This is a genomic window from Paraburkholderia fynbosensis (genome assembly GCF_902859935.1).
GTDB classification, from domain to species: domain Bacteria; phylum Pseudomonadota; class Gammaproteobacteria; order Burkholderiales; family Burkholderiaceae; genus Paraburkholderia; species Paraburkholderia fynbosensis.
This window is the reverse complement of record NZ_CADIKI010000017.1, coordinates 72772-88521: the sequence shown is the minus strand read 5'-3', so window position 1 is coordinate 88521 and position 15750 is coordinate 72772. Positions and strand designations below refer to the sequence as shown.

The window sequence follows — 15750 nt, the reverse complement described above, 5'->3', positions numbered from 1 at the left end:
TAAGACGACAGAGTAAAAAAAGATGTTCGTATTGCAACTGGCCCTGATCGGCTTGTGTATTGCGTTGTTGCCGCTGTCCTACGTGTGGGTCAAGGCCGACGACAATAAATTCCGCAAGCTGGTCTGGCTGACCACCTTCCTCACGCTCGATCTCGTGATGTTCGGCGGCTTCACTCGCCTCACCGATTCCGGACTCGGCTGCCCGGATTGGCCGGGCTGTTACGGTACCTCGTCGCCGTTCATCGCGCACGCGGCGATTTCGGCCGCACATCAGGCAATGCCCACCGGGCCGGTCAGCATGACGAAGGCCTGGATCGAAATGATCCACCGCTACTTTGCGATGGCGATCGGCGTGCTGATCATCGCGCAGACGATCATTGCGTGGACCGCGCGTATCAAACGCCGCCCGCTGCATGTGTCGCCGTGGTGGCCGACCTCGCTGCTGTTGCTGATCCTCGTGCAGGGCGCGTTCGGCGCGTGGACCGTGACCATGAAGCTGCAACCGGTCATCGTGACGACGCACCTGCTGCTCGGCCTCGCGCTGCTCGGCACGCTTGGCTGGCTGGCGGCGCGGCTCACGCCCTTGCCGGCTTACGAGCCCGAAGCCGCGCGCTGGCGCGCGGCGGCGCTGGCGGGCCTCGCGCTGCTGGTCGTGCAGATCGCGTTGGGCGGCTGGGTCAGCACGAACTACGCGGTGCTCGCGTGCACCGACTTCCCGACCTGCAACGGCCAATGGATTCCGCAGATGGACTTCGCGCACGGCTTTCACCTGTGGCGTGCGCTCGGCATGACCGGCGACGGCGACGTGATCACCCAGGACGCGCTGGTTGCGATCCACTGGACGCATCGCACGTTTGCGTTCGTGGTGATCGCGTATCTGTTGTGGTTCGCGGCGAAGCTGCGCCGCTTCGAATCGCTGCGTGCGCCGGCGAACGGCATGCTGCTGGTGGTGCTGATCCAGTTCGTCACCGGACTGTCGAACATCGTCCTGCAATGGCCTTTGCCGATCGCGGTCGCGCATAACGGCGGGGCCGCGATCCTGCTGCTTTTGCTCGTTATGTTAAACTTTCGAATCGCTTATAGCCGTCCCGGCCGCGCCGTGCTCCCAGCGCGCGATGCCGCGCCAGCGTGACTCCACATGGACAGCACAACACTCTCCCAAACGCCCGGTAGCCGGGTCTCCCAGTACATCGCCCTGACGAAGCCGCGCGTCACGCAACTCGCCGTGTTCTGCGCTGTCATCGGCATGTTCCTGTCCACGCCCGGCATGGTGCCGTGGACCGTATTGATCGGCGGCACCGTCGGCATCTGGCTGCTGGCCGGCGCCGCGTTCGCGATCAATTGCCTCGTCGAACAGAAAATCGACGCGAAGATGCGCCGCACTTCGTGGCGCCCGTCCGCGCGCGGTGAAATCAGCACGGCGCAGATTCTGCTGTTTTCGGCGGTGCTCGGCGGCATCGGCATGTGGACGCTCTACACGTTCGCCAATCCGCTGACCATGTGGCTCACGCTGGCCACCTTCGTCGGCTATGCGGTCATCTATACGCTGTTGCTCAAGCCGGCTACGCCGCAGAACATCGTGATCGGCGGCGCGTCGGGTGCGATGCCGCCCGCGCTGGGCTGGGCCGCGGTCACCGGTCACGTGCCGGGCGATGCCTGGATTCTGGTGCTGATCATCTTCGTGTGGACGCCGCCGCATTTTTGGGCGCTCGCGCTGTATCGCCGCAAGGACTACGAGAACGCCGGCCTGCCGATGCTGCCGAACACGCACGGCGAGAAGTACACGCGTCTGCATATTCTGCTCTACACGGTGATCCTGTTCGCGGTCACGCTGATGCCGTTCATCTCCGGCATGAGCGGCGTGGTGTACCTTGCCGCGGCCGTGTTGCTGGGCGCCGTGTTTCTCGCGTATGCGTGGAAGATCTATCGGGAATACTCGGACGATCTGGCGCGCAGCACCTTCCGTTACTCGATCGTCTATCTGTCGCTGCTGTTCGCCGCGCTGCTGATCGACCACTATGCACGTGTCCTGATCGGCGCGTAATACCATGCTCACAAACCGCTTCGCGCGCGTCGCGCGTGCCGCCGTGATCGCTTGCGCGCTGGGCGGCGCGATGCTGGTGGCGAGCTGCGGCAAGCAGCCGCCGGCGTTCACCAATCTCGACATCACCGGCAATACCCAATTCGCGAGCGATTTCTCGCTGCCCGACACGTCCGGCAAAATTCGCACGATGGCGGATTACAAGGGCAAGGTGGTGGTGCTGTTCTTCGGCTATACGCATTGCCCGGACGTTTGTCCAACCACGATGGCCGAACTCTCGCAAGCGTTGCAGCAACTCGGCCCCGAGGACGCGAAGCGCGTGCAGGTATTGTTCGTGACCGTCGACCCCGAGCGCGATACGCCGGAATTGCTGGGGCAATACGTACCGGCGTTCAATCCGACTTTCGTTGGCTTGCGTCCTGCCGATGCGGCGCAGCTCGCCAAGGTCGCGAAAGACTTCCGCATCTATTACGCAAAGGTGCCGGGCAAGACGCCCGACAGCTACACGATGGATCACACGGCCGCGAGCTATGTGTTCGACACGCAAGGCAAGCTGCGTCTGTTCGCGCGCGACGGCCAGGGCGCCACGCCATGGGTGCACGATATCAAACTGCTGCTCGACTGAGTCGCGGCTGCATCAACATGGGCGCGTGATCGGATCACGCGCCCATGTTCAAATCCCCTCGCTGCAACCAATTCCCGCCGATTCTCAAACCGGCATCGGCAGCTTCAACCCCGGTGCGAGACGCGTCGTCTTGAACTCCGTCACTTCGTAACGCGCGAGCTTCTGCTCGGCGAATGGGTCGCTGGCGAGGATCTGGTCCAGCCTCTCGCGCTCGATGCGCACCGCCAGGATGATGCCGCCGTCGCGCGGCACTTTCGGTCCGGCGGCGACGAATACCCCCGCTTCGAACTGCTGCGCCAGAAACGCGCGGTGCGCGTCGAGCGCGTCGTCGATGCGTTCGAGCGATGCGGTGTAGATAAGATTGATGACGTACATGAGTGTTCTCGCAGGCAATTGAACGAGCCGCGTGCATTGGCGCTCGCGGCTACGACCTTGAATTATCAGCCAGCGAGCGCTTTATTGCGTGAGACCCGCTCATGCGCGCGCCGCCCTGCAGTGCAGCCAGGTCCCTCAAGTTGGCCGTCTGACATGCCGATATAGCACAGGCAATCGTTTGCGCTCCGCGCGCGGCAACACGCTTACGCCGCGGATCGAAGACGAATCACACGAGAGGGACCACAACAATGAGCAGGATGAGTTTGAATCGCAAACTATGGCTGTCGCTCGCGCTCGTATGGCTGGGGCTGCTTGGCGTCGGCCTGTGGAGCGCGGTCGAAACCCGCAGCACGATGCTGGCCGAGCGCAAGGCGGGCATGGCGAACCTCGTCGAGGCGGCGCAGGGGGTGGTGAGCGGCTACTACGCGCTGTCGCAGAACGGCAGAATGAGCGAGGCCGACGCGCAGCGCGAGGCGCTCGCCCGGCTTGCCACGATGCGCTACGGCGAATCGGGCTATCTGTTCGTGATGGATTCGAAGCCGGTCGTGCTGATGCACCCGACGCTGCCGCAAATGACCGGCAAGCCCGTCGGCGACTTCAAGGACCCGGACGGCAAGCTGCTGTATGTGGCGATCGTCGACGCGGCCAAGGCAAGCGGCCGCGGCTTCGCGCAGTATCGCGGGCGCCTGCCGCACAGCGAAACGGCGGTGCCGAAGATCAGTTACGTGGTGCGGTTCGCGCCGTGGGACTGGAACATCACGAGCGGCGTGTTCATCAAGGACATCGACACGGTGTACTACCACACGCTGCTCGGCCACCTCGTGGTCGTGCTGGTGATCGGCGCGGTCATTTCGCTGGCGATGGTGCTGATCATCCGCAACGTGCGCGCGAGCCTCGGCGGCGAGCCGGACCAGGCGGCGCGGCTCGCGGCGAGTATCGCGCAGGGCGATCTGACGCACGCGGTCGAGGTTCGCGCGCAGGACACGACGAGCATGATGGCCGCGATGCGCGACATGCAGAACCGTTTGCAGCGCACGATCGGCGAGATCCGGCGCTCGGCGGAATCGATCGCATCGGCGACGCAGCAGATTGCCGCCGGCAACGGCGACCTGTCGCAGCGCACCGAACAGCAGGCGGCGTCGTTGCAGGAGACCGCGGCGAGCATGGAAGAGCTGACAGCGACGGTCAAGCAGAACGCCGACAACGCGCGCCAGGCGAGCGGACTCGCCCACAACGCGTCGGAAATCGCGACCCGGGGCAACGACGTCGTGAGCCGCGTGATCGGCACAATGGGCGAGATCAACGACAGTTCGCGGCAGATTGCCGACATCATCGGCGTGATCGAAGGGATCGCGTTCCAGACCAATATCCTGGCGTTGAACGCGGCGGTGGAAGCCGCGCGCGCCGGCGAGCAGGGGCGCGGCTTCGCGGTCGTCGCGGGCGAGGTGCGCAGCCTCGCGCAGCGCTCGGCCACGGCGGCCAAGGAGATCAAGCAGTTGATCGGTGCATCGGTGGAGCGCGTGCACAACGGGTCGACGCTGGTGCAGCAGGCCGGCGCGACCATGGGCGAGATTCTGCAGGCGGTGCAGCGCGTGACCGACATCATGGGCGAAATCGCGGCGGCGTCCGAGGAGCAGAGCAGCGGCATCTCGCAGGTTGGCCGCGCCGTCACGCAGATGGACGAAGTGACGCAGCAGAATGCAGCGCTGGTCGAACAGGCTGCGGCCGCGGCGGCATCGTTGCAGGACCAGGCCGGGCGTCTGCGCGATACGGTGAGCGCGTTTCGTGTGAACGGTGGTGGGAGCGGCGCGATGGACGCAACTGAACCAGCGGTTGCGGGGCGGCCGCGTGAAGCGGCTCCAGCGGCTCCAGCGGCTCCACCAGCGCCTGCAGGGGCGACGCGGGACGGCAGCGCAGCGGCTCAGCTCAAGGAGGCGCCCATACGCGCCGAGCCGAAATTAACCGCGACAGCTTCGGCCACCGGTTCGGCGAGGACCGCACCGGCTGCATCGACCGCATCGACTGCATCGACTGCGCACACCAGGCCCGCCGCCACGCGTCAGTCCGCCGCCTCTGCAAGGCCCGCTCCCGCACGCACCAGTACCTCCGACGACGACTGGACCACCTTCTAGTCACTACCCCGGCCGCGTACCGCGTTTTCAGCGGACGCGGTCCCGCGCCGTTCATATGCATACCGATATGCAATCGCGCTATTTCCCATCTCGCCGTGCATATGAGACCATTTATGGCTTGGCTGGCGGTGCGCTCGCATCCGTAAGCGCCGCCGCCGGCTTCACCCGAATCCGACACCGAGCGAAGCATCGGTGCGAAATAGTCGATTAGAAACAGCGAGAATCACATGCAGCGCAGAAACCTCCTCAAAGCCCTCTCCGCCATCGTCACCGGCGCAGCGATCCTCACCAGCGTCGGCGCCCATGCCGACGACAAGGTGATCAAGGTCGGCACCATCGGCGGCCCGGATGCGCAAATCTGGGAAGTCGTCACCAAAGTGGCGAAGCGCGAAGGCCTGAACGTGAAGGTCGTCGAATTCAACGATTACGTGCAGCCGAACGCCGCGCTCGACGCGGGCGACCTCGACGCGAACAGCTTCCAGCACCAGCCGTACCTCGACAGTCAGATCAAGCAGCGCGGCTACAAGCTCGTCAACGCCGGTCTTACCTACATCTCGCCGCTCGGCGTCTACTCGAAGAAGCTGAAGTCGCTGAAGGACCTGCCGCAAGGCGCGAAGGTCGCGGTGCCGAACGATCCGTCGAACGAAAACCGCGCGCTGCTATTGCTGCAGTCGCAAGGTCTGATCAAGCTCAAAGCTGGCGCGGGCACGGGCGGCAATAACGCGACGCCGCTCGACGTCGCGGAAAATCCGAAGAAGATCAAGTTCGTCGAACTCGACGCCGCGCAACTGCCGCGCTCGCTGTCGGACGTCGACGCCGCCGTGATCAACACGAACTTCGCGCTGGCCGCCGGCCTGCAGCCGACCAAAGACGCGATCGCGCTGGAAGACATCCACAGCCCGTACGCGAACCTGATCGCCGTGCGCGCGCAGGACAAGGACAAGCCGTGGGTGAAGAAGCTGGTCGCGGCTTATCAGTCGGAAGATGTGCGCCAGTTCATCAAGACCCAGTTCAAGGGTTCGATGGTGCCGTCGTTCTAAGCGAGCGCACTGAGCATCCAGGTGCGCGCGGCCATGTCCGCCGCGCGCGTGCTGCTACAACTCCAGCTCCCATCTTTCGATCATCAGTTCCTTGCCGAAACGGCGCTCAGCCGTCGTGCCGGCAAGCCTGAACCCGGCGCGCCCGCAGAGTCGCCGCGTTTCGCCGAGCGAGCTGGCGGTAGTCAGCGTGAGCTTCGTATAGCCCGTCCGCCGCGCGAACCGCATCGACTCGCTGAGCAGTTGCGTGCCGATGCCAAGCCGCTGCACGTCCGGTTCGACCCATAGCAGCCGCACGCCGGCCACCGTCGTCGACACCCCGACGACGCATACCGACCCGACCACCATACCGTCCTGTTCGGCGACCCAGCACATCTCGCGCAACGGGTCGTCGCGCTGCGTGTAATCGGCGACCACGCGCGCCAGCAACCCCTCGAACGATCGATCCCAACCGTATTGCGCGGCGAACCATTGCGCCTGCCGATACACGAGCCAGCTGCACTCGCCGGCACGCGGCTGCCGCAGTGTCACGAGTTCGTGCTTCGGTCTATCGCGCAGCAGCCGCTCGATGAGCTTCATCGCGGTAATCAACTGCTCCTGCGAGAGCACGGTAAGGTGGCCGAGCAGCGCCGACACTTCATCGATGGCGGCGGCGTCGAGCGGGGCGTAGACCGCATGGCCATCCTCGGTGAGCGCGATCAGCGACTGGCGGGCGTCCGACTCGGACGGGCGGCGCGTGATCAGGCCGCGTCGTTCGAAACTGGTCAGCAGACGGCTGAGATAGCCGCTGTCGAGACCGAGCGCGCGGCCCAGCACGGAGGCTGTCTGCGCACGGCCGCGGGAGAGTTCGTGCAGCACGCGCACCTCCGTCAGCGAGAACTCGCTCTTCGCCAGATGCTCATGCAATGCGCCAATGTGCTGGGTATAGAAGCGGTTGAAATGGCGGACGACCTGAGCGCGCCGCCGCGCTTCGGAATCGGTCAAGTGCGGCTCCCCGGGGATTTTTTATGGCTTGGTATCCCGCACTATATTTGAACGTCTGTCGCGAGCAAAGCCGCGCCGGACAAGAGTGCCTTCAATTGGTATTAAACAGGTATCAATCTGGACCTTCGGTTCGATCAAGTTGGCGACCGGCGGTGACCGCGAAAGCCCCGCCGGTGTGGTGAATACGGGTAAATCCTGATCGTTAAAAGGTGCTCCCGACAGCATTCCAAAGCCCATGTAAGCCTTATCCGGCAAGGCTTTGCGGCCGTTCGTACCGGCATGGAACCAGTTGGTTGACTGGTATTATGTTGGTTATATAATGGGCTCTCATTTTTCGTAGGCCAATCTGTTCGTGACGGCCGCCGGAGCCCCATGGAAACTCGCTGGTCCGCACTGATGCCTGACGCCCGCAACGTCACGCCGCTCTATTTGCAGCTCGCGCGCAATCTGGCCACGGCGATCCATTGCGGCGTGTGGTCGGCGGGCGAGGCGCTGCCGTCGGAGCGCACGCTGTCGGACGCGATCGGCGTCTCGCGCATCACCGCGCGCAAGGCCATCGAGCTGCTGGTCGAACAAGGCCTGATCCGGCGCGCACGCGGCGCGGGCAGCTTCATCACGCCGCGCGTCGAAGATCCGCTGTCGCGGCTGACCGGTTTCACGAAGAAGATGCAGCAGCGCGGTTTCCGGCCGGATTCGGTGTGGCTCGAGCGCGATATCCGCGCCGCCAACCGCGACGAGCTGGTGCACCTCGGACTGTCGCCCGGCGCCGCGGTCACGAGTCTGCGGCGGCTACGGCGCGCGGACGGCATCGTGATGGCGGTCGAGCATTCGGCGCTGCCGGCGTCGATCGTGCCCGACCCCCAAGCCATCGGCGTATCGCTTTACAGCTATCTGGAGCAGCGCGGCGCGGCGGTCGTGCGCGCGTTGCAGCACTTCCGGGCGGTCAACGCGTCGAGCGAGATCGCTTCGTTGATGGACATCGAACCGCGCACGGCGCTGCTGGTCATTACCCGTATCGGCTATAGCGCGGACCAGCGCGCGATCGAACTGACCGATACCTATTGCCGCGACGACTACTACGACTTCGTCGCCGAATTGCGCACCTGAGTTGCGCGTCTGACTCGCCTCAGCCGGTTGCGCCGCGAGGCGGCCCGCGTGGCCAGCCGTCGGACGCGGCGCAGGCGAGCGCAAGTCGGCCACACCCGTATTACGCCTCACCAGGAAGACTCATGCTGACCGGAAACATACTCACCACCGATGGGTGGATTCACGGCACGCTCGAATACGAAAACGGCCGCATCACGGCGCTCACCGGCGAGCGCGTCGATCCGTCGACGAACGACGCGCCGTACATCCTGCCGGGCTTCATCGATCTGCACGTGCACGGCGGCGGCGGTTCCGACGTGATGGAGGCCGGCGACGCGATCGAAGTGATCGCCCGCACGCATGCGCGCTACGGCACGACGAGCCTGCTCGCCACCACGATGACCGCGCCGCGCGACGAACTGATGAACGTGGTGGCCGGGCTCGGCAACAATGCGAAGGTGCGCACGCCGGGCGGCGCGCGCGTGCTGGGCGTGCATCTGGAAGGGCCGTACATCAACCCGGGCAAGCTCGGTGCACAGCCGGACGCGGCGGTCTCGGCGGTGATGGACGAAGTGCTGAAGTATCTGTCGATCGCGCCGATCCGCGTGGTCACGCTGGCACCCGAAATCGCCGGCCACATGGAGATCATCTCCGCGATGGCGGCGCGTGGCGTGCGCGTGCAGCTCGGCCATTCGCTCGGCACCTACGACGACGCCGTCGCCGCGCTCAAGCACGGCGCGTGCGGCTTCACGCACCTGTTCAACGCGATGTCGCCGCTGCATCACCGCAACCCTGGGCTGGTGGGCGCGGCGCTCGCGCATGCCGAGTTCGCCGAAATCATTCCCGATCTGCTGCACGTTCATCCAGGCGCGATCCGCGCCGCGTTGCGCGCGATTCCGCGTCTGTACGTAGTGACGGACAGCACGTCGGCCACCGGCATGCCTGACGGCGAATACCGCCTCGGCAGCCAGCACGTGACGAAGTGCCTGGGCGGCGTGCGCCTCGCCGACGGCACGCTCGCCGGCAGCACCCTGACGATGGATCAGGCGCTGCGCAATCTCGTATCGATCGGCCTGCCGATGGCCGACGTATCAAACCGTTTGTCGCGCTATGCCGCCGACTATCTCGGTATCGAGGACCGCGGCCGTATCGCGCGCGGCGCCTGGGCCGACGTGGTCGTGTTCGATCGTGAACTGGCATTGACCGCGACTTACGTCGAAGGAGAAGCAATTGTCGAATATGCTTAAAGAGGCGCTGGCGTCCGCTGATACGGTCGCCGCGCAACTCACGGACACCTCGCGCGTCGCGGCGCTCGCTGCGACGCTGGCGCTACAGCCGCGCCACGTCGCGCTGACCGTCGCACGCGGCAGCTCGGACCATGCGGCGAGTTACTTCGCATCGCTGACGATGAGCCGCCTCGGCGTGCCGGTCGCATCGCTGCCGATGTCGGTCGCGACGCTGCAACAGGCGCCGCTGCAGGTACGCGATCAGCTCGCACTGGCATTCTCGCAATCGGGCAAGAGCCCGGATCTGGTCGGCACGATGCAGGCGTTGCGCAACGCGGGCGCGTTGACCGTGGCTGCCGTGAACGCGCCGGGCTCGCCGCTGGCCGATGCGTGCGAATGGCAACTGCCGCTCGTCGCCGGTCCTGAACTGAGCGTCGCGGCCACGAAGAGCTATATCGCGATGCTGTCGGTTTCAGCGCAACTGGTCGCGCACTGGCAGAAGGATGCCGAGTTGCTCGGCGCGCTGAACACCCTGCCCGACGCTTTGCAGACCGCAGGCAAACTCGACTGGTCGAAGGCCGTGGACGAACTGCGCGGCATCGAGCGCATGATCGTGATCGGCCGGGGTCTGGGTCTCGCGATCGCACAGGAAGCCGCGTTGAAACTGAAGGAAACCTCCGGCATTCAGGCCGAAGCGTTTTCGAGCGCGGAAGTGCGTCACGGTCCGATGGAACTGATCGACCGCGATTATCCGCTGCTGGTGTTCGCACCGCGCGGCCCCGAGCAGGCCGGTCTGCTGCAACTCGCACACGACATGCGGGCGCGCGGCGCGCGCGTGCTGCTCGCTGCACCGGACGACGTGCCCGAGGCCACCTTGCCGCTGGCCGCCACCGCTCACGCGGCGCTCGACCCGATCGCCGCCATTCTGTCCTTTTACGTGATGGCCGCCGGCCTTGCTGCCGCGCGCGGACGCAATCCCGATGCGCCGCGCCATCTCAACAAAGTCACCGAAACTCACTGACGAGACATCAGATGCGACGTGTCGAGGAGTCCCGCTTGAAGAGCCATTCTGAAGGCCATATTGTTTTGCTCGCGCCGCTGACCGGTCCGGTCGTGCCGCTCGCGCAGGTGCCCGACCCGGTGTTTTCGGGTGGCATGTTCGGTGATGGCATCGGCATCGATCCGTTGGAGGGACGGCTGCTCGCGCCGTGCGACGGGACCATTACCCATCTCGCGCGCACCGGTCATGCGCTCACGCTGGCCACCACCGAAGGCGCCGAGATCTTGCTGCACATCGGTATCGACACGGTCGAGCTGAACGGCAAAGGCTTTGCACCAATGGTCGAGCAGGGCGCGCATGTGCGTGCCGGCGACGTGCTGATCGAGTTCGATCAGGATCAGGTCGCGTTGAATGCGCCGAGCCTCGTGTCGGTGATCGCGATCGCCAATTCGGATGCGTTCGAGATCGTCGAGCGTGCGCCAGGCGGTGTGCTGAAGGCTGGGGAAACGCCGCTGCTGATACTGCGTGCCCGTGACGGCGCGGCAGCCGACGCGTCGCGCCAGCTCAGCGCGACGAAGGTGATGGAGGAAGCGCGCCGGCAGGTCACGCTGGTTCACGCGGGCGGTCTGCATGCGCGTCCCGCGGCGCGTGCGCGCGAAGCGGCGCGCGGTTTCGATGCGCGCGTCGAAGTGCGATACGAAGGGCGTAAAGCGGCGATCGAAAGCGTGGTTGGACTGCTCGGGCTCGGCGCGGGTGAGGGCGCGCGCGTCGAATTGCTCGGTGTCGGTCCGCAAGCGCAAGCCGCAGTAGATGCGATCGAGCATGAACTGACCCGCGAAGCGCGCGGCGAAGTTGAAGAAAAACCGGCGCGGCAAATTTCGCCTGCGCCGCAGGCGGTTCCGCGTGCGGCAGGCGAAGCGCTCGCGCCGAATACGCTCGCCGGTGTCTGCGCGGCGCCGGGCATTGCGCTCGGCAAGCTGGTGCGTTGGGACGATGCGGACATCGATCCGCCCGAGCAGGCAAGCGGCACGTCCGCCGCTGAAAGCCGTTTGCTCGACAAAGCGATCGCCACCGTCGACGCCGATCTCGACACGACCGTACGCGACGCGTCGCAACGCGGCGCGCACGGCGAAGCGGGCATTTTCGCCGTGCATCGCGTACTGCTCGAAGATCCCACGCTGCTCGACGCCGCGCGCGATCTGATCAGTCTCGGCAAGAGCGCCGGCTTTGCGTGGCGCGAGGCGATCCGTGCACAGATCGGCATCCTGAGCAATGTGGAAGACGCCTTGCTCGCGGAACGTGCCGCCGATCTGCGTGACATCGACAAGCGCGTCGTGCGCGCGCTCGGCTATACGAATGCCGCCGCGCGCACGTTGCCGGAAGAAGCCGTGCTCGCCGCGGAAGAGTTCACGCCGTCGGATCTGTCGTCGCTCGATCGCTCGCGCGTCACCGGCCTGGTAATGGCGCGTGGCGGCGCGACCTCGCACGCGGCGATTCTCGCGCGCCAGGCGGGCATTCCCGCGCTGGTCGCGCTCGGCGACGCGCTACATGCGATTGCGCCTGGCACGCAAGTGGTGGTGAACGCCAGCAGCGGCCGCCTCGAATTCGCGCCGACCGGGCTCGACGTCGAACGGGCTCGCCGCGAGCGCAGCCGTCTTGCCGACGTGCGCGAAGCGAATCGCCGCACGTCGCAGCAAGCCGCGGTGACGTCCGACGGCCGCGCGATCGAAGTGGCCGCAAACATCGCCACGCTCGACGACGCAAATGCCGCCGTCGGCAACGGCGCCGATGCGGTGGGCCTGCTGCGCACCGAACTGCTGTTCATCCATCGCGCGGCTGCGCCGACGACCGACGAACATCGTCAGAGCTACCAGGGAATCGTCGACGCATTGAGCGGACGCACCGCGATCATCCGCACGCTGGATGTCGGCGCGGACAAGGAAGTGGACTACCTCACGCTGCCGCCCGAGCCGAATCCGGCGCTCGGCCTGCGCGGCATTCGCCTCGCTCAGGTGCGCCCAGATCTGCTCGACGATCAGTTGCGCGGCCTGCTCGCGGTGCAGCCGCTCGGCTCGGTGCGCATCCTGTTGCCGATGGTCACCGATGTCGGCGAGCTGATCCGCATCCGCAAGCGTATCGACGAACTGGCTCGCGACGCGGGCCGCACGGAGCCGATCGAAGTCGGGGTGATGATCGAAGTGCCGTCGGCGGCGCTGCTGGCCGATCAACTCGCGCAATACGCGGACTTCCTGTCGATCGGCACCAACGATCTCACGCAATACACACTCGCGATGGACCGTTGCCAGGCCGATCTCGCCGCGCAAGCCGACGGCTTGCACCCGGCGGTGCTGCGCCTGATCGCGGCCACCGTGCAAGGCGCGGGCAGGCATGGCAAATGGGTTGGCGTGTGCGGTGCGCTCGCGGGCGATCCGCTCGCGGTACCGCTGCTCGTCGGCCTCGGCGTGACCGAGCTGTCGGTGGACCCGGTGTCGGTCCCGGGCATCAAGGCGCGGGTGCGCAACCTCGATTATCAGATGTGCCGTCAACGCGCTCAGGATGCTCTCGCGCTCGAATCGGCGCAGGCGGTAAGAGCAGCAAGCCGCGAAACCTGGCCTGTGGACTGAACCGCACACAGTCCGCAACCAGCTTCGCACAGTGACTTCGTATAGCTACAAAAATTCAACGACGACGTTCGACCACGAGACAAGGATTGGAGATATCAATGGATGGGAATCCGTTTCTGAAGATTCAGCGCCTGGGACGCGCGCTGATGCTGCCTATCGCGGTGCTGCCGGTTGCCGGCCTGCTGCTGCGCCTCGGCCAGCCCGATGTGTTCAACATCAAGATGGTCGCCGACGCCGGCGGCGCGATCTTCGACAACCTGCCGCTGCTGTTCGCAATCGGCGTGGCGGTCGGCTTCGCGAAAGACAATAACGGTGTCGCGGGGCTCGCGGGTGCGATCGGCTATCTGGTCCAGATCGCGGTGATGAAGGACATCAACGACAAGCTCAACATGGGCGTGTTGTCGGGGATCGTGGCGGGTATCGTCGCGGGCTTGCTGTACAACAAGTACAAGGACATCAAGCTGCCCGACTACCTCGCGTTCTTCGGAGGGAAACGCTTCGTGCCGATTGCCACGGGGGTGGTCTGCCTCGGGCTCGGCATAGCATTCGGCTACGTGTGGCAGCCGGTGCAGGCCGTGATCGATACGGCCGGCCACTGGCTGACCACCGCGGGCGCGCTCGGCGCATTCGTGTTCGGCGTGCTGAACCGGCTGCTGCTCGTCACGGGCTTGCACCACATCCTCAATTCGTTGACGTGGTTCGTGTTCGGTACCTTCGCGCCGCCGGGCGGTGCTGCGGTGACGGGCGATCTGCATCGCTTCTTCGCCGGCGACCCGACAGCGGGCACCTTCATGACCGGCTTCTTCCCGGTGATGATGTTCGGCCTGCCGGCCGCGTGTCTCGCGATGTTCCATGAAGCGCCGAAGGAGCGCCGCGCAGTGGTCGGCGGCCTGCTGTTCTCGATGGCATTGACCTCGTTCCTCACGGGCGTGACCGAGCCGATCGAATTCAGCTTCATGTTCCTCGCGCCGGTGCTGTACGTGATCCATGCGCTGCTGACGGGTCTGTCGCTCGCGATCTGCTCGGCGCTCGGCATTCACCTCGGCTTCACGTTCTCCGCGGGTTTCATCGACTACGTGCTGAACTTCGGCCTGTCGACCAAGGGCTGGTGGGCAATTCCGATCGGCCTCGTGTATTCGGTCGCGTACTACGGGTTGTTCCGCTTCTTCATCCGCAAGTTCAACATGGCGACGCCGGGCCGCGAACCCGCTGCCGCCGACGAGCAGGCCGACTCGTTCGCGGCGGGCGGCTTCGTTTCGCCGGCAGCCGGTGCGGCCGTGCCGCGCGCGCAGCGCTATATCGCGGCCCTCGGCGGCGCGGCGAATCTGTCGGTCGTGGATGCGTGCACGACGCGTCTGCGTCTGTCGGTGGTCGATGCGAACAAGGTCTCTGAAAGCGAACTGAAGACGATTGGCGCGCGTGGCGTGCTCAAGCGCGGCTCGAACAATGTGCAGGTGATTATCGGACCGGAAGCGGACATCATCGCAGACGAAATGCGTACGGCGATCGCGCAGGGTGGGGGTGAGGCGGTGACGCCGGTGGCGGCGGCTACTCCGGCTGCGGCCGCTGCGAGTGCCGCGCCGGCGCCGGCTGCTGCCACTACAGGTGCAACTGGCGGTCCGCTCGACCCGGATCCGCTGCGCTGGCTCGCCGTGTTCGGCGGCGCGGGCAATGTGGTGTCGCTGGATGCGGTGGCGTCGACGCGTCTGCGTATCGTCGTGCGCGATCCGTCGGCGGTCGATCGTCAGCGTCTCGCCTCGCTCGACACCGCATGGGTCTCTGGCGACACGTTCCACATCGTCGTCGGCGAGGCGGCGCAGCGCTATGCCGCGAGACTGGCGACACGGATGTCGGAAAGCGGCGGCGCGACGCCGTTGCCCGCGTAAAGCGCACAGGGCTGCTAACGAAGTGCCCTGCCACGGCGCGCATTCGCTGAGTCGGCAGTAAAGCGATCATGCGGCGGTGATAGGTCAGCAACGAAAAAAGCGGCACCTTGATGCAAGGTGCCGCTTTTGCGTTTACCGGATCGAGGCCGGTTCGTACTGCATCAGTGCGCTTTGCGCGGACAGCAGCGCCTGCGCGACCTGTTCAGGCGGCAGCGACATATGCTCAGCCTGCGGATGATTGAAGAAGGTGTATTTGAGCGCGCCATCAGCAGAACGAATTTGATGGCGAGGACGATGGCGATATCCCGCGCCAGCGTTGGACCGCGCACCCAGCCGGCGAGTCGCTTGCGCCAGCGCTACCGCAGAGTGGTATTGCGATTGAGGGCTATGGCCATAGTCGGTCGAAAGCGACTTCAAACCGGTGAATCCGGCTGGTTCCAGGCCGCGTGAGCGGTCTGGCGAGTGCATCCCGATTTTGGGAGCGCAACCCCTCGCGCGCATCGATTCGGCAGTGCGGCATTGAGTCGCTAAACTCGCCTTGTTTGTCCAGTATTGCTATCTGGTTTGTGATACGTCAAGAAAGCAGCTGTGGCGGCAGGCCGTGGTCGGGCCATTTCATCCAGCCAGGGTGTGCGTGCGCGAATGCCCTGCCGCGTGGGCGAAAAAAAGCCCCGCCGTCTTGTGAGGGCGAGGCTCGAGGCCGGATGCGCACGCCGGGCGAACCGGCGTGCTGA

The 15750-nt window shown here is 65.5% G+C and carries 12 protein-coding genes and 1 pseudogene; 10 read left to right on the top strand and 3 right to left on the bottom strand.

Annotation, left to right across the window (positions count from 1 at the left end; all coding sequences use genetic code 11):
- The first annotated feature begins 22 nt into the window (after positions 1–22).
- From HV770_RS25605 to HV770_RS25595, 3 genes are read left to right on the top strand one after another with little or no spacing between them, the layout of a single operon-like run.
- Positions 23–1132 (top strand): COX15/CtaA family protein, encoded by a 1110-nt coding sequence (locus HV770_RS25605; protein ID WP_175164224.1) that lies wholly within the window; start codon positions 23–25, stop codon positions 1130–1132.
- Positions 1133–1138: 6 nt separating this feature from the next.
- On the top strand, positions 1139–2044 hold the full coding sequence (gene cyoE, locus HV770_RS25600; RefSeq protein WP_175164222.1) for a heme o synthase: 906 nt from the start codon (positions 1139–1141) through the stop codon (positions 2042–2044).
- A 4-nt stretch (positions 2045–2048) separates the two neighbouring features.
- Positions 2049–2666, top strand: a complete 618-nt coding sequence (locus HV770_RS25595) for an SCO family protein (protein ID WP_175164220.1) — start codon at positions 2049–2051, stop codon at positions 2664–2666.
- Positions 2667–2750: 84 nt separating this feature from the next.
- Here the strand turns inward: HV770_RS25595 and HV770_RS25590 are convergent, their stop codons facing one another.
- Entirely contained in the window at positions 2751–3041 is a 291-nt protein-coding gene (locus HV770_RS25590) for a YciI family protein (RefSeq protein ID WP_175164219.1), read from the bottom strand.
- A 248-nt stretch (positions 3042–3289) separates the two neighbouring features.
- Between HV770_RS25590 and HV770_RS25585 the strand changes: the two genes are divergently transcribed.
- Together HV770_RS25585 and HV770_RS25580 are read left to right on the top strand one after the other, a co-directional pair.
- Positions 3290–5173 (top strand): methyl-accepting chemotaxis protein, encoded by a 1884-nt coding sequence (locus HV770_RS25585; RefSeq protein WP_246291157.1) that lies wholly within the window; start codon positions 3290–3292, stop codon positions 5171–5173.
- Between the two features lie 227 nt (positions 5174–5400).
- The gene (locus HV770_RS25580) at positions 5401–6213 is read left to right on the top strand and encodes a MetQ/NlpA family ABC transporter substrate-binding protein (RefSeq protein ID WP_175164215.1); all 813 of its coding nucleotides are present in this window, start codon (positions 5401–5403) and stop codon (positions 6211–6213) included.
- A gap of 54 nt (positions 6214–6267) precedes the next feature.
- Here HV770_RS25580 and HV770_RS25575 read toward each other — a convergent pair whose 3' ends face one another.
- The gene (locus HV770_RS25575; RefSeq protein WP_175164213.1) at positions 6268–7194 is read right to left on the bottom strand and encodes a bifunctional helix-turn-helix transcriptional regulator/GNAT family N-acetyltransferase; all 927 of its coding nucleotides are present in this window, start codon (positions 7192–7194) and stop codon (positions 6268–6270) included.
- A gap of 372 nt (positions 7195–7566) precedes the next feature.
- Between HV770_RS25575 and HV770_RS25570 the strand changes: the two genes are divergently transcribed.
- The 5 genes from HV770_RS25570 (at position 7567) to nagE (ending at position 15016) form a co-directional block, all read left to right on the top strand.
- Entirely contained in the window at positions 7567–8301 is a 735-nt protein-coding gene (locus HV770_RS25570) for a GntR family transcriptional regulator (protein ID WP_175164211.1), read from the top strand.
- Positions 8302–8423: 122 nt separating this feature from the next.
- Positions 8424–9527, top strand: a complete 1104-nt coding sequence (nagA, locus tag HV770_RS25565) for an N-acetylglucosamine-6-phosphate deacetylase (RefSeq protein WP_175164209.1) — start codon at positions 8424–8426, stop codon at positions 9525–9527.
- Positions 9520–10527: an SIS domain-containing protein gene (locus tag HV770_RS25560; protein WP_175164418.1), complete on the top strand. Its 1008-nt coding sequence runs from the start codon at positions 9520–9522 to the stop codon at positions 10525–10527. Before nagA ends, HV770_RS25560 begins: the two co-directional genes overlap by 8 nt.
- A gap of 11 nt (positions 10528–10538) precedes the next feature.
- On the top strand, positions 10539–13130 hold the full coding sequence (gene ptsP, locus HV770_RS25555) for a phosphoenolpyruvate--protein phosphotransferase (RefSeq protein WP_175164207.1): 2592 nt from the start codon (positions 10539–10541) through the stop codon (positions 13128–13130).
- Positions 13131–13228: 98 nt separating this feature from the next.
- Complete coding sequence (gene nagE / locus HV770_RS25550) at positions 13229–15016, top strand: N-acetylglucosamine-specific PTS transporter subunit IIBC (RefSeq protein WP_175164205.1); 1788 nt, start codon at positions 13229–13231, stop codon at positions 15014–15016.
- 132 nt (positions 15017–15148) lie between these two features.
- Here nagE and cydP read toward each other — a convergent pair.
- Positions 15149–15369 (bottom strand): annotated as a pseudogene (cydP, locus tag HV770_RS25545) (cytochrome oxidase putative small subunit CydP); the annotation flags it as partial.
- Positions 15370–15750: the final 381 nt, after the last annotated feature.

Excerpts from the sequence above, each read along its gene's own strand:
- nagE (WP_175164205.1), top strand. The coding sequence starts at position 13,229 with ATGGATGGGAATCCGTTTCTGAAGATTCAGCGCCTGGGACGCGCGCTG.
- nagA (WP_175164209.1), top strand. The coding sequence starts at position 8,424 with ATGCTGACCGGAAACATACTCACCACCGATGGGTGGATTCACGGCACG.
- HV770_RS25605 (WP_175164224.1), top strand. The coding sequence starts at position 23 with ATGTTCGTATTGCAACTGGCCCTGATCGGCTTGTGTATTGCGTTGTTG.
- HV770_RS25580 (WP_175164215.1), top strand. The coding sequence starts at position 5,401 with ATGCAGCGCAGAAACCTCCTCAAAGCCCTCTCCGCCATCGTCACCGGC.
- HV770_RS25570 (WP_175164211.1), top strand. The coding sequence starts at position 7,567 with ATGGAAACTCGCTGGTCCGCACTGATGCCTGACGCCCGCAACGTCACG.
- HV770_RS25560 (WP_175164418.1), top strand. The coding sequence starts at position 9,520 with ATGCTTAAAGAGGCGCTGGCGTCCGCTGATACGGTCGCCGCGCAACTC.
- HV770_RS25585 (WP_246291157.1), top strand. The coding sequence starts at position 3,290 with ATGAGCAGGATGAGTTTGAATCGCAAACTATGGCTGTCGCTCGCGCTC.
- HV770_RS25595 (WP_175164220.1), top strand. The coding sequence starts at position 2,049 with ATGCTCACAAACCGCTTCGCGCGCGTCGCGCGTGCCGCCGTGATCGCT.
- HV770_RS25590 (WP_175164219.1), bottom strand. The coding sequence starts at position 3,041 with ATGTACGTCATCAATCTTATCTACACCGCATCGCTCGAACGCATCGAC.
- cyoE (WP_175164222.1), top strand. The coding sequence starts at position 1,139 with ATGGACAGCACAACACTCTCCCAAACGCCCGGTAGCCGGGTCTCCCAG.
- ptsP (WP_175164207.1), top strand. The coding sequence starts at position 10,539 with ATGCGACGTGTCGAGGAGTCCCGCTTGAAGAGCCATTCTGAAGGCCAT.